This is a genomic window from Leifsonia sp. 2TAF2, assembly GCF_052115085.1.
GTDB lineage: Bacteria > Actinomycetota > Actinomycetes > Actinomycetales > Microbacteriaceae > Leifsonia.
The window spans coordinates 318,072-330,052 of the sequence record NZ_JBFRFY010000001.1 but is presented as its reverse complement, the minus strand read 5'-3'; the positions used below and the strand labels follow the sequence as shown (position 1 = coordinate 330,052).

The 11,981-nt window shown below is 69.8% G+C and carries 13 protein-coding genes; 9 read left to right on the top strand and 4 right to left on the bottom strand.

Features of this window, described 5'->3' with window-relative positions:
• Positions 1-32 precede the first annotated feature (32 nt).
• Positions 33-602, top strand: a complete 570-nt coding sequence (locus AB4Z18_RS01605) for a GNAT family N-acetyltransferase (RefSeq protein ID WP_441780953.1) — start codon at positions 33-35, stop codon at positions 600-602.
• 15 nt (positions 603-617) lie between these two features.
• Here the strand turns inward: AB4Z18_RS01605 and AB4Z18_RS01600 are convergent, their stop codons facing one another.
• The gene (locus AB4Z18_RS01600) at positions 618-1,322 is read right to left on the bottom strand and encodes a C40 family peptidase (RefSeq protein WP_441780952.1); all 705 of its coding nucleotides are present in this window, start codon (positions 1,320-1,322) and stop codon (positions 618-620) included.
• A gap of 272 nt (positions 1,323-1,594) precedes the next feature.
• Between AB4Z18_RS01600 and AB4Z18_RS01595 the strand changes: the two genes are divergently transcribed.
• The 6 genes from AB4Z18_RS01595 to AB4Z18_RS01570 all read left to right on the top strand — a co-directional run bounded on the left by AB4Z18_RS01595 (position 1,595) and on the right by AB4Z18_RS01570 (position 6,281).
• Positions 1,595-2,407 carry a cytochrome c oxidase assembly protein gene (locus AB4Z18_RS01595; protein WP_441780951.1) on the top strand — a complete coding sequence of 271 codons (813 nt, stop codon included), beginning with the start codon at positions 1,595-1,597 and terminating at the stop codon, positions 2,405-2,407.
• A 133-nt stretch (positions 2,408-2,540) separates the two neighbouring features.
• Positions 2,541-2,759: a hypothetical protein gene (locus AB4Z18_RS01590; protein ID WP_441780950.1), complete on the top strand. Its 219-nt coding sequence runs from the start codon at positions 2,541-2,543 to the stop codon at positions 2,757-2,759.
• Between the two features lie 76 nt (positions 2,760-2,835).
• On the top strand, positions 2,836-4,212 hold the full coding sequence (locus AB4Z18_RS01585) for an LLM class flavin-dependent oxidoreductase (RefSeq protein WP_441780949.1): 1,377 nt from the start codon (positions 2,836-2,838) through the stop codon (positions 4,210-4,212).
• A 100-nt stretch (positions 4,213-4,312) separates the two neighbouring features.
• Positions 4,313-4,831 carry a hypothetical protein gene (locus AB4Z18_RS01580; protein ID WP_441780948.1) on the top strand — a complete coding sequence of 173 codons (519 nt, stop codon included), beginning with the start codon at positions 4,313-4,315 and terminating at the stop codon, positions 4,829-4,831.
• A gap of 29 nt (positions 4,832-4,860) precedes the next feature.
• On the top strand, positions 4,861-5,262 hold the full coding sequence (locus AB4Z18_RS01575) for a VOC family protein (RefSeq protein WP_441780947.1): 402 nt from the start codon (positions 4,861-4,863) through the stop codon (positions 5,260-5,262).
• Between the two features lie 29 nt (positions 5,263-5,291).
• A complete protein-coding gene (locus tag AB4Z18_RS01570; RefSeq protein WP_441780946.1) occupies positions 5,292-6,281 on the top strand; it encodes an NADP-dependent oxidoreductase in 990 nt (329 codons plus the stop codon).
• Here AB4Z18_RS01570 and AB4Z18_RS01565 read toward each other — a convergent pair.
• A complete protein-coding gene (locus tag AB4Z18_RS01565; protein WP_441780945.1) occupies positions 6,247-7,884 on the bottom strand; it encodes an MFS transporter in 1,638 nt (545 codons plus the stop codon). The two genes, AB4Z18_RS01570 and AB4Z18_RS01565, sit on opposite strands and share 35 nt — an antisense overlap.
• Positions 7,885-7,936: 52 nt before the next feature.
• Between AB4Z18_RS01565 and AB4Z18_RS01560 the strand changes: the two genes are divergently transcribed.
• Positions 7,937-8,707 (top strand): alpha/beta hydrolase, encoded by a 771-nt coding sequence (locus AB4Z18_RS01560; RefSeq protein ID WP_441780944.1) that lies wholly within the window; start codon positions 7,937-7,939, stop codon positions 8,705-8,707.
• Positions 8,708-8,738: 31 nt separating this feature from the next.
• On the opposite strand, the gene AB4Z18_RS01555 is transcribed toward AB4Z18_RS01560, so the two are convergent.
• The gene (locus tag AB4Z18_RS01555; RefSeq protein WP_441780943.1) at positions 8,739-9,557 is read right to left on the bottom strand and encodes an MBL fold metallo-hydrolase; all 819 of its coding nucleotides are present in this window, start codon (positions 9,555-9,557) and stop codon (positions 8,739-8,741) included.
• A gap of 84 nt (positions 9,558-9,641) precedes the next feature.
• Positions 9,642-10,301, bottom strand: coding sequence for a fasciclin domain-containing protein (locus tag AB4Z18_RS01550; protein ID WP_441780942.1), 660 nt, complete (start codon positions 10,299-10,301; stop codon positions 9,642-9,644).
• 129 nt (positions 10,302-10,430) lie between these two features.
• Here AB4Z18_RS01550 and AB4Z18_RS01545 point away from each other — a divergent pair, with 129 nt between their 5' ends.
• Positions 10,431-11,978, top strand: a complete 1,548-nt coding sequence (locus AB4Z18_RS01545; RefSeq protein WP_441780941.1) for a molybdopterin-dependent oxidoreductase — start codon at positions 10,431-10,433, stop codon at positions 11,976-11,978.
• Positions 11,979-11,981: the final 3 nt, after the last annotated feature.

Genomic DNA, 11,981 nt, shown 5'->3' with positions numbered 1-11,981 from the left:
CCTCTGTCGGAGGTCGTCGCTACGCTGTGGCCATGGCCGTCGAGGTACTCCCCGCCACCGGTCGTTTCGACGACTTCGCGACGTTCATGGTGCCGCGGAAGCCCGGCGGGGGCGGGTGCGTGTGCATGTCGTACCGCGACTCCCGCCTCGACATGCCCGCACGGATCGAGTACATGCACACGGAGTGCTCGACGCAGCCCGGCCCCGGCGTGCTCGCCTACCGCGACGGCGATGTCGCCGGCTGGTGCTCGGTAGCGCCTAAGTCGACGTACCGGCGGCTGATGAACTCCCGCACCATCCCGCACGTGGATGAGGACCGCGATCCGTGGTCGATCGTCTGCTTCGTGGTGCGCGGCGGCTTCCGCAAGCGCGGCCTGATGCACGATCTTCTGGATGGGGCCGTCGAGCACGCCAGCGCCTCCGGTGCCGCTCTGGTCGAGGGCTACCCCGTCGACACCGCCGGCGAGCGGGTGGATGTGATCAGCGGCTACGTCGGGACCGTCGAGCTGTTCGAGAAGCACGGCTTCTCCCGGGTGCTCGCGACCGACGCGCATTCCGGCGGCCAGGTCCGGTGGCTGATGCGGCGCGAACTGAACGTCTGAACGAGCGGGTCCTTCTCACCCCTCAAGCAGACGCGTGAAGTGGTGCGGGACTCCCGACCACACGGTGGTGACCTCCACAGGCCGGCCCTCCTCGGGCGCCTGGATGATCATCCCGTCGCCCAGGTAAAGGGCGATGTGCTCGTCGTCGTCGAACACCACCAGGTCGCCTGGCTCGGCGTCCGCCTGGTCGATCCTCCGCCCGGCGTCGTCCTGCAGGTGAACAAGGTGGCCGAGCGGGATGCCGACCGCTGCGTACGACACCATGACGAGACCCGAGCAGTCGATGCCCGAGTGGTCCGCCCCATCGAGGACGTACGGATCGCCGAGGTAGCTCAACGCCGTCGCCACGATCCGCTCGCGTGCGCCGCCGGCTGCGAGGGCCGAGACGATCGCACCGGCCGCCCGCTCCCCCGCCGCGCCGCCGTGGCCGGCGACGATCCCGGCGACCGCGGACGCGACCGGGTCGTCACGGTCGATCCGCGCCGCTGCGACGATCGCGGAGACAGTGAGATGCTGCGCGGCCGCATGGCCGGTGGCCGCCGCCGGCACGAGCTCGAGGGGTGCTGCGGACGCCGGCGGGGCCATCGCGATCCCGAGCAGAAGTGCGATCGTCGCGCCGGAGGCTCCGAGTGCCGCTCCACGCCGCCGTCGCCTCCGCGGGACACGTGAGGAGGCGGCGCGCTCGCGCTCCAGTGCCCGCCGTCGTTCGCCGCCTGACATGCAGACCTCGTCTGTCTCGCGACCCGCACCCCATCGCCCGATGCCCGTGCGACCGAAGACGAGCCTAGGGCGGGGACGCCGACGCAGACGGGGAGTCCTCTGTGTCGGCCTGATGCTCCTCTCAGGGACGGCGGATCCGTCCGGCCGACGCCTGCGCGCGGGGCGAGAATGAGGCGCCCGCCCTCGATCCGGAGCCGATCACGCCGCCCCTCGCCGTCTTCCTCACGACCTGGTCGTTCGACCCGGCCGCCGCCGCGCTGTTGCTCGCGGCCGTGGTGCTGTACCTCGGCGGTGTGCTCCGGCTGCGTCGGCGCGGGCACCTCTGGCCGCTCCGGCTGACGGCGGTCTACCTTCTGCTGGGGCTCGGCTCGTACGCCGTGGTCTCGTTCGGGTTCCTGGGCGCCGAGAGCACCGACCTGCGCTGGGCGTTCACCACCCGCATCGCGCTGCTGCTCTTCGTCGTGCCGGCCCTCGTCTCCCTCGGCCGTCCGATCGCTCTGGCACGCGTCGCCCTGAGCGCGGACGGACGTCGCCGCACCGAGCGGGCGATGCGCTCGTGGCCGGTGCGGGCCTTCGGCAACGCCATTGCCGCGCCGGTGATCGCGTGCGCGATCTTCCTGGTGTTCCTCACTCCGGTCGCGGCCATCCTGCGTGACTCGCCCTGGTCCGAGTGGACGATCTCGGTCGTGACCCCGTTGGCCGGCCTGGTGCTCGTGCTGCCGATCGCCGCGCACTCGGTCCTCCGCACGGGCTTCTTCGTCACGGTCGAGTTCCTCCTCGCCTTCGTGGAGCTGCTGCTGGACGCGATCCCGGGCCTGCTCCTGCGACTCAACGACGGCATCCTCGACCATGCGCCCGCGATCACGGCGCGCCTCCCGTTCTGGTTCCCGACGCCTCTGCACGACCAGCACCTCTCCGGCGACCTGCTGTGGTTCATCGCCGAGGTCGCCGACGTGCCTGTCCTCGTCCTCCTCTTCGTGCGGTGGATGCGCGTGGACCGGCGCGAAGGCAAGAGGCTCGACGAGCTGAGCGACGACGAGATGGCCGAGCTCACCCGGCAGCACCTCGGGCAGCGCGGCCCGTAAGCGTGCAGGTCGTTATGCAGGAGCAAGCGAGCCTGTGGCGATTTTCAGAATGACCCCTAGCCACCGAACGCGGATTGTTGGCCAGACTGTGCGCTGTACGAACAACACACGCCTGCTGCTGGGGAGGGCGATCATGGTGCAGGACGACAGCTACATCCACCCGCCTCATCAGCCGCGGGCCCGGGAACACATCGGACTGATCCACTGGAGCCTGACCGAGCAGGGAGAGTGGACGACGCAGATCGTCCGCGGGCAGTTCGTCAGCGGCGATGTGCACACCTGGCGGATCCGCCTCTACGACGACATCGAGCTCGAGTACGACATGGACGCGTGGGCGCACTTCCAGCCGTGACCAGCCGCGGCCAGCGCTCGTTACGCACCATGACGGCCCGCGTGCGGCGCCGGCGGGCTTCGCCCATCCTGGAGCCATGACCAGGCAGATCCGCCTCAACGCGTTCGACATGAACTGCGTCGCCCACCAGTCGTCCGGCATGTGGCGTCACCCGGAGGACCAGGCGTGGCGGTACAAGGACCTCACGTACTGGACGGAGCTGGCGAAGCTCCTCGAGCGCGGTACCTTCGACGGCATCTTCATCGCGGATGTCCTCGGCACCTACGACGTGTACGGCGGCAGCAACGAGGCCGCCATCCGTCACGGCGCCCAGGTTCCGGTCAACGACCCCGTCCTGCTGGTCTCCGCGATGGCGCTGGTGACCGAGAACCTGGGCTTCGGAATCACCGCGGGCACCGCCTACGAGCACCCGTACCCGTTCGCCCGCCGCATGTCGACGCTCGACCACCTCACGAACGGCCGGGTCGGCTGGAACGTCGTCACCGGCTACCTGCCCTCCGCCGCGCGCAACATGGGCCACGACGACCAGCTGCAGCACGACGACCGCTACGACCACGCCGACGAGTACCTCGAGGTGCTCTACAAGCTGTGGGAGGGGTCGTGGGAGGACGACGCGGTCATCCGCGACCGCGAGTCCGGTGTCTTCACGGATCCGTCGAAGGTGCACGAGATCGGCCACCAGGGCAAGCACTTCACCGTTCCGGGCATCCACCTCTCCGAGCCCAGCCCGCAGCGCACCCCCGTGATCTACCAGGCGGGCGCGTCGAAGCGCGGCATCTCCTTCGCGGCCGAGAACGCCGAGGCGATCTTCGTCGCCGCCTCCACCAAGGAGGGCCTGAAGGCGACGGTCGGCAAACTGCGCGACGCGCTGGAGGCGGCAGGACGCGACCGCTATTCGGCACGCATCTATACGCTGCTGACGATCATCACCGACGAGACCAGTGAGAAGGCGCAGGCCAAGTTCGAGGACTTCCTGCAGTACACCAGCGACGAGGGCGCACTCGTGTTCATGTCCGGCTGGATGGGCGTGGACCTGTCGAAGTACGACCTCGACGAGCCCATCGGCAACGTCGAGAGCAACGCCATCCAGTCGGCTGTGGCCAACTTCCAGCTGCCCAACGCGGACGGCGGCGAGTGGACGGTGCGCGACATCGGCAGGAACGGCGCGATCGGCGGCCTCGGGCCGTTCATCGTCGGCTCGGCGGTGGAGATCGCCGACCAGCTGCAGGAGTGGGTGGAGGACACCGACGTGGACGGGTTCAACCTCGCGTACGCCATCACCCCCGGCACGTTCGAGGATGTGGTCGAGTTCGTCATCCCCGAGCTGCGGAAGCGCGGCGCCTACCCGGAGGAGTACGAGACGGGCACCCTGCGCAACAAGTTGCACGGCGCCGGCGACCGCCTTCCCGACACGCACCGGGGCGCCCGGTACAAGGTGGGCGCATCCCGCTGATCGCGTGGCCCTCGGCGTCGTTTTCTAGCCAGGCTAGCGATATGCTGAGCCGGAGACCGGCGAGCGATTCACGCCGGCCGGAATGTGGAAGGCACGGCGAATGACGGACACGGCGACGATCCAGGCTCAGTTGCGCGCCCTTCTGGACGAAGAGCGCGGTCTCGCGGAGCTCTTGGACGGCGCGCCCGGCTGGTATCCGGCCCTGATGCGGCAGCTGGAGCTCGCCATCGGCGACGACCGGATCATCTACCTGGGCGCTGCGTCCGCATCCGCCCTCTCCACGGTCACCCTCCGAGTCGGTGTCTTCACCGACCACACGGTCGTCGCCGCAGAGGTCATCGACGACGGCGAGGCCGCAGCGCAGGTGATCACGCGGGTCGAGAGCCGCGCAGACCTGCTGCGGTTCGAGCTGTCCGGCGGCACCGACAACGACAACGGCGCCGAGACGTCCTGGCCCGGTGGATTCCGCGTCCGCGCGTTCTACCAGTCAGGACTGGTGGTGACCGTCCCAGCGAACGTGGTGGACACCGAGGCCAAGCGCGTCTCCGTCCACGCGGTGCTCGACGGCATCCGCGCAGACCTCCACGCGTCGCCATCGACGGACCCGGTTCCCGACTGAGGCGTGAGCCTCACGGCCGAGGAGGCGCCATGATCTCGTCAGCGATCTACCTGAGCTACCGCGACGCGGCAAGCGCGATCGCGTGGCTGGAGGCGCTCGGCTTCGAGACCCTTCAGCGCCAGGTCGGCCCGGATGGGTCGGTGCTCCATTCCGAACTGCGCTGGGCCGACACGGTCGTCATGCTCTCCTCGTACGACGCGGAGTACCGGATCGCGCCGCTCGTCGGCTCCTCCACCGGCGCCGGCGTCTACCTCGTCACGCAGGACGTCGACGGGATGTACTCCCGTGCCGTCTTCGCGGGCGGCACAGCAGTGCTCCCTCCCACCGACATCGGATGGGGCGGCAGGCGGGCACGCGTGCTCGACCCGGGCGGACGGGAGTGGAGCTTCGGCTCGTACCGTCCTGGCGAACAGTGGATGGCCTCCGACTGACGTCAGAGACCCAACGGAAGGCGCGGATGATGACGAAGACGTATCACGAGACGACCGTCGTGGAGTATGACCGCACGGGTGACGTGGATGTGCTGGAGCGGCGGGTCCGCCCGCTCCGGCCGCCGGGACCGGGCCAGGTCGTGGTCGAGGTGATCTCCACGGGCATCAGCCATATCGACGGTTTCATCCGGACGGGTCGTGAGACGGCGTGGGCGGACGAGGCGTTCCCCCGCGGCTCGGGCAGCGATTTCGCCGGCATCGTCGTGGTGGGCGACCCCGAGGGGCTGTTCCGCCGTGGCACCGAGGTGATCGGGCACGTCCGGAGCGGAGCCCACGCGCGGCATGTCGTCGTCAGCACGGCGGCCATCGTCGTCAAGCCGCCGCACGTGTCCTGGGAGGTCGCCGGCGGCTTGTACCTGGCGGGCGCGACCGCCCTCGACATGCTCGACGAGGTCCGGGTGGGAGCCGGCGACACCATCGTGATCTCTGCTGCGGCGGGCGCCGTCGGGAGTATCGAAGCGCAGGTCGCCAAGCACAGGGGCGCCGGGGTGATCGGAACCTGCGGTGACCGCAACTTCGACTATCTGCGTCAGCTGGGCATCAAGCCGGTCCGTTATGGCGACGGCATCGAGGAGCGCATCCGTGAGCTGGCGCCGGGAGGCGTTTCGGCCATGATCGACAACTTCGGGCAGGACGGCAAGGACCTCGCCGACCGGCTGGGCGTGCCACCGGCCCGCTATCGCTCGAGCGAAGACCGGAGGGACACCGAGCTGCGCCTGCTGCAGGACGACCCCGAATCGGTGGCGCACGGGACCGCGCAGCTTCAGCAGCTCGCGGAGCTGGCGGAGGCGCGGGCGTTCACGCTGCTCATCTCCGGCTTCTACCCGCTCGACGAGATCGCCTACGCCTACGACGACCTGCAGAACCTGCACTCCCGGGGAAAGATCGTGCTGGGGACGCATCCCGTCACCACGTACCGCACGCTCAAGGCGCGGGACGTTCACGAAGCGCAGGCGTGACGCCTGCGACGTCTTCGCTCGAGTCCGACTCGGTCTCCGACGGGCGCCGACCGCCCAGCGACAGGGTCGCGATGAGGCCCACCACGAGGAAGCCCGCCGCCGAGAACGCCGCCCAGCGGGTGCCGTCGCTGAACGCCTCCTTGGCGTCCGCGGCGATTGCTGCGGTGGCGGGATTGTCCTCCAGACCGGCGATGGCTGCCCCGGAACTATCGATCACGGCCGAGACGAGCTGATTCCGCGTGGCCGTCGGCACCCCACGCTCGTCGAGGCTGCTCTGGAAGACGGCGGTGGCGGTTGCGAACAGGACGGTCCCGAGGATGGCGATGCCCAGCGCCGAGCCGATCTGGCGGGCCGTGCTCTGGGTGCCCGAGCCCTGACCGCTCTGCTCGACAGGCACATCCCGGAGCACCACACCGGTGAGCTGCGCCGTCGCGAGCCCCACGCCGAACCCGTACACGAACAGGAACGGCAGAAGGATGCCCCACGGCGTCGTCGAGGAGATGACGAAGCCGAGGCCGGCCACGCCGACGATCTCGGCGGCGAGCCCCACGCGGACGATGGTCACGGGCGGGATCCGGTTGCCGAAGGCCCCCGCGAATCCGCTCGCGACGAAGGAGCCGATCGCGAGCGCCAGGAGGATCAGCCCGGTGTCGAGTGCGCTGTAGCCGAGCACGTTCTGCAGCCAGATGGGCAGCGCCAGGATGATGCCGAACTCTCCGAGCGACACGATCGTCGCAGCGATGTTGCCGTTCCGGAACGACGGGATGCTGAACAGGTCGAGGGCGAGCATCGTGCTCTTCCCGCCCCGGATGCGCGCGCGACCGCGAAGGACGAACAGGATGCCGCCGATGACCGCGACGGCGAAGGCGATCGGCACCGGCGACAGCGCGAACGGCCAGGTCCAGTCGCCGATCGCGGGACGGGTGTCCACCAGCCACCAGCCGTAGGTACGGCCCTCGATCAGCCCGAAGACCAGGCTCGCGCTCGTGATGACCGACAAGAGCGCGCCGATCCAGTCGATGCTTCCGGCATGGCGGGTGTCCCGCGACTCCGTGACGGTGGCGAGGACTCCGATGATGATCAGGATGCCGAGCGGGATGTTGATGCCGAACGCCCAGCGCCAGGAGAAAGCCGTGGTGAGCCAGCCGCCCAGTAGTGGGCCGAGGGCCGTCATCCCGCCGATCGTCGAGCCCCAGACCGCGAAGGCGATCGCGCGCTCCTTGCCGCGGAACGTCGCGTTGATGATCGACAGGGTCGTCGGCAGGATCATGGCTCCGCCGACTCCCTGGACCAGCCGGGCCCCGATGAGGAAGGCGCCCGTCGGAGCCAGCGCGGCCGCGACCGACGCGAGCGTGAAGATCGCGACGCCGACCAGCAGGATGCGCCGGCGGCCGAGCCGGTCCGCCAGCGTCCCGAAGACCAGCAGCAGGGCCGCGAAGACGAGCGTGTACGACTCCTGCACCCACTGCACGCCCGTCGACCCGATCTTCAGTTCCTCGACGATCGACGGGATGGCGACGTTGACGATCGTCGAGTCGACGATGATCAGCGCGACCGCGATGCTGATGAACACCAGCCCGGCCCAACGGGATCGTGCGGTCATGAAAACTCCCTCGCTTAGAAATTAGTCAGCAAGCTTATGGTCAGGTTACGCTATGAGGGTGAGCCGGTCCAGCAGAACCTTTCGACGCGTCCGAACCGCCGCCGTCGCGGTGCTCGTCGTTCTCGGGCTCGTGGTCGTCGGCTTCCTCGCCTGGGCGTCGACGCCGATGATGGGCGACCGGTCCGCCGCGCTCGACGCCTGGCGCGATCCCGCCGTCCGCATCCACGACACGGGTGACGCCGTGGTCATGGAGCCGACCGCAGAGCCGTCCGGCCAGGGCCTCGTCTTCGTGCCCGGCGCACTCGTCGACCCGTATGCGTACCTCTACAAGCTCTCGGGCGTCGTCGCAGACACGGGACTCACCGTGGTCATCACCAAGCCGACGCTCAATCTCGCGTTCTTCGACCAGCGGCCGGTCTCGACCTTCACCGAGCAGGCGCCCGGCGTCACCGAGTGGTACGTCGGCGGTCACTCCCTCGGTGGGGTCCGCGCCTGCCAGCTCGCCCGCGATCCGCACATCAGCGGACTCATCCTGTTCGGCTCCTACTGCGCCGACGACCTCAGCTCGACCGACCTACGCGTGCTCTCGATCGGCGGGAGCCGGGATGGGCTGAGCACTCCCGCGAAGATCGCCGGCGCCAGACACCTGCTTCCGGCGAGCGCACGACTCGTGCAGATCGAGGGGATGAACCACGGCCAGTTCGGAGATTACGGGCCGCAGTCGGGCGACGGTGTCGCGACGATCGATGACCGGACCGCCCGGAGCGAACTGACCGATGCGCTCACCGAGTTCCTGACGGACGGATCGGCGGCCGGCGGCTAGCTGGTAGTGGGTAGTGGGTAGTGGCCGGCGGCTAGCGGCCGGTCGGCGCCCACCGGCCGTCGACGACGCGTCCGGCCCTCAGCTCGGGGAAGTGCGCACCGACACCCTGCACGCGATCCGCGGCGAGGGACCGCCAGAGCTCCTGCCTGCTGCGTTCGGCGAGCGCCGCATCCACGTCGCCCATCGAATGCCAGCCCACCTCCGCCATCTGCTCGGGCGTCGTGATCGCATCTCCGAGAAGGATGAGGCGCTCGCCGTCCGACTCGGCCACCACGGCGAGGTGCCCGGGTGTGTGACCGGGGGAAAGGATGGCGCGGACACCCGACGCGACGTCCGCATCCGCGCGGAGCGGGCGCAGCCGGTCGGTGCCGTCGAGGGCGCGGAAGCCCGAGCGGATGTGCGGGGCCATCTCCCCCGGGCCCTCCACGAAATGCTCCCACTCGGCTGCACCGAACCAGAGGCGTGCGTTCGGGAACATCGGGCGGCCATCCTGGTCGAACAGCCAGCCGACGTGATCCATGTGGAAGTGCGTCACGACCACGTCGGTGATGTCGGTCGGGTGCAGGCCGAGCGCGCGGAGGCCGGTGAGCAGCTGTCCGCCGACGAGGAACATCCCGTCAGGCATCGGGTCGAGCGCTGGACCGAGCCCGGCATCGACGAGGACGACGGAGCCGATCGCTCCGGCCGCCGCGTCGCGGATCACAAAGCATCCGATCGGCAGCCAGGCGGCGCCGTCGCGGTCGAACAGGTCCGGACGGGCGGACGCCTGCACGTGTGGGCCGAAGTAGCCCGGACGGGCGACGAACGCGCCGTCGGAGATCGCATCCACCCGTAGTCCGCCGACTCGCATGGACGCAGCTTACGGGCGGAAACGCAGCCGGCGCGGCCACGCAGCGGATCGCTGCACGGCCGCGCCGGATCGGCGGTGCCTGGCTTACTTGGCCGGGGGCATCAGCACCGAGTCGATGAGGTACACGGTCGCGTTGGCCGTCTTGACGCCGCCGCAGATGACGCTGGCGTCGTTGACCTTCAGCGAGTCGCCGGAGCCGGTGACGGTGAGGTCAGAGCCCTCGACGGTCTTGTGCGTTCCGTCGATATCCGCCGGCGCGATCTGGCCGGGGACCACGTGGTAGGTGAGGACCGAGGTCAGCGTCGCAGCGCCCGCATCCGTCTTCAGGGTCTCGATGGTGGCCGGGTCGATCTTCTTGAAGGCGTCGTCGACCGGGGCGAACACGGTGAAGTCGCCGCCGTTCAGGGTGTCGACCAGGTTCACGTTCGGGTTGAGCTTGCCGGAGACGGCCGCGACCAGGGTCGTGAGGAGGGGGTTGTTGCTGGCGGCGGTGGCCACCGGGTCCTCCGCCATACCGGAGACCGAGCCGGCGCCGTCCGGAACCTGCTTGGCGTAGGCGGCGCAGCCGGGACCGACGAGGTCCGCGGCGGGATCCATCGACTTCGACGCCGACGGGCTGGACGAGCTCATCGACGAACCGGAGTCGGACGACGAGGCGGTGCCCGCGCCGGACGAACAGGCGGTGAGGGCGAGGGCTGCCGCGGCCAGGAGGCCGGCTGCTGCAAGACGAGCGGTGGATCGCATGATTCTCTTCTCCTTCGAGGGATGGTGACGATCGTTCGGCCGCTGCTGGGGCGGTCATGAGGGGTTCGGGCTCGGCGGCGAATCGGATTGGACCAATCCGCGGCGGCCCTCCGCGACGAACTCAGAGACGTGACAGCGAAGAAGAGAATCGGCACGGCCGCCTGGGCGGCGCTCGCGGGCGCCGTCAGTGGCGGAGTCTTCCTGGGTGCGGCGGAACTGGTCGCACTGCTGGTGGCGCGGGAGGCCGGTCCGATCATCGCGGTCGGATCCTTCGTCATCGATATCGTGCCGCGGTGGGCGAAGGAGTTCGCCATCCAGCTGTTCGGGTCGAACGACAAGCTGTTCCTGCTCGCCTCGTTGGGTGCAGCCGTGTTCGTCGCGGCGGCGGTCGCCGGGATGCTGGAACTGTGGCGTCGCTGGGTCGGCGTGGCGCTCTTCGCCGTCGCGGGCATCGCTGCAGTGGTCGCCACCGTGACCCGCACCGGGGCGAGCCCGCTCGCCTTCCTGCCCGCCACGGTGGGGGCGATCGCGGGTGCGGTCGTGCTGCGGCTGCTCATCGTGCGGCTCCGACGGTGGCGCGATGACTCGGTGGAGTCCGCGACAGCGGGGGTCGACCGTCGCCGCTTCCTGGTGCTCACCTCCATCGCCGCGGCCGGGGCTGTGGTCGCCGGCGTCGGTTCGCGGCTCGGCTCGGCGGCCACCTCCTCCATCGCGGCGGTCCGCTCCGCGCTGCGGCTGCCGGCGCCCGCATCCCGCGTCACCGTCCCCGCCGGCGCGGAACTCGACGTCCCGGGTATCAGCCCGCTGTTCACGCCCAACAAGGACTTCTATCGGGTGGACACGGCGCTCACCGTGCCCTCGGTCGACCCCTCCACCTGGCGGCTCACCATCGACGGCATGGTCGAGAAGCGGGTCGAACTCGACTTCCAGGACCTGCTCCGGATGGGCCTCGACGAGTACTCCGTCACGCTCACCTGCGTCTCCAACGAGGTGGGCGGCAACCTCGTCGGCAGCGCACGATGGCTCGGCGTCCCGGTCCGCGACATCCTCGCCCTCGCCCGTCCGCGGCGCGGAGCCGACATGGTGCTCTCCCGCAGCGTCGACGGGTTCACTGCCGGCACGCCGCTCGACGCCCTCACCGACGGCAAGCGTGACGCGATCCTCGCGGTCGGGATGAACGGCGAGCCGCTGCCGCTCGAACACGGCTTCCCGGTGCGGATGGTCGTGCCCGGACTGTACGGGTACGTCTCGGCGACGAAGTGGCTGACGGAGTTGAAGGTCACGACCTTCGCGGCAGATCAGGCGTACTGGACGCCGCGCGGGTACAGCGCGAAGGCGCCGATCAAGCTGTCCAGCCGGATCGACACCCCACGCGTCGACAAGGCGCTCGCGGCGGGTCGCACCATGATCGCGGGGGTCGCCTGGGCGCAGACGGTCGGCATCCGGCGCGTCGAGGTGCAGATCGACGGCGGCGCCTGGCGGGAGGCGAAACTCTCCAAGCCGATCAACGCCGACACCTGGGTGCAGTGGTCCCTCGACTGGGATGCGACACCCGGCACCCACACGCTGGGCGTGCGCGCGACCGACGCCGCCGGGCGGCTGCAGGAGCGGAAGCGCGCGCCGATCGCGCCGGACGGGTCGAGCGGGTGGCAGCAGACGCTGGTGCGGGTCGGCTGATCA

What these genes read in the sequence shown, in the direction of transcription:
- AB4Z18_RS01600 (WP_441780952.1), bottom strand. Translation starts at nt 1,322, where the DNA reads ATGTCAGGCGGCGAACGACGGCGGGCACTGGAGCGCGAGCGCGCCGCC.
- AB4Z18_RS01560 (WP_441780944.1), top strand. Translation starts at nt 7,937, where the DNA reads ATGAGGGTGAGCCGGTCCAGCAGAACCTTTCGACGCGTCCGAACCGCC.
- AB4Z18_RS01580 (WP_441780948.1), top strand. Translation starts at nt 4,313, where the DNA reads ATGACGGACACGGCGACGATCCAGGCTCAGTTGCGCGCCCTTCTGGAC.
- AB4Z18_RS01565 (WP_441780945.1), bottom strand. Translation starts at nt 7,884, where the DNA reads ATGACCGCACGATCCCGTTGGGCCGGGCTGGTGTTCATCAGCATCGCG.
- AB4Z18_RS01590 (WP_441780950.1), top strand. Translation starts at nt 2,541, where the DNA reads ATGGTGCAGGACGACAGCTACATCCACCCGCCTCATCAGCCGCGGGCC.
- AB4Z18_RS01570 (WP_441780946.1), top strand. Translation starts at nt 5,292, where the DNA reads ATGACGAAGACGTATCACGAGACGACCGTCGTGGAGTATGACCGCACG.
- AB4Z18_RS01555 (WP_441780943.1), bottom strand. Translation starts at nt 9,557, where the DNA reads ATGCGAGTCGGCGGACTACGGGTGGATGCGATCTCCGACGGCGCGTTC.
- AB4Z18_RS01605 (WP_441780953.1), top strand. Translation starts at nt 33, where the DNA reads ATGGCCGTCGAGGTACTCCCCGCCACCGGTCGTTTCGACGACTTCGCG.
- AB4Z18_RS01585 (WP_441780949.1), top strand. Translation starts at nt 2,836, where the DNA reads ATGACCAGGCAGATCCGCCTCAACGCGTTCGACATGAACTGCGTCGCC.
- AB4Z18_RS01575 (WP_441780947.1), top strand. Translation starts at nt 4,861, where the DNA reads ATGATCTCGTCAGCGATCTACCTGAGCTACCGCGACGCGGCAAGCGCG.
- AB4Z18_RS01550 (WP_441780942.1), bottom strand. Translation starts at nt 10,301, where the DNA reads ATGCGATCCACCGCTCGTCTTGCAGCAGCCGGCCTCCTGGCCGCGGCA.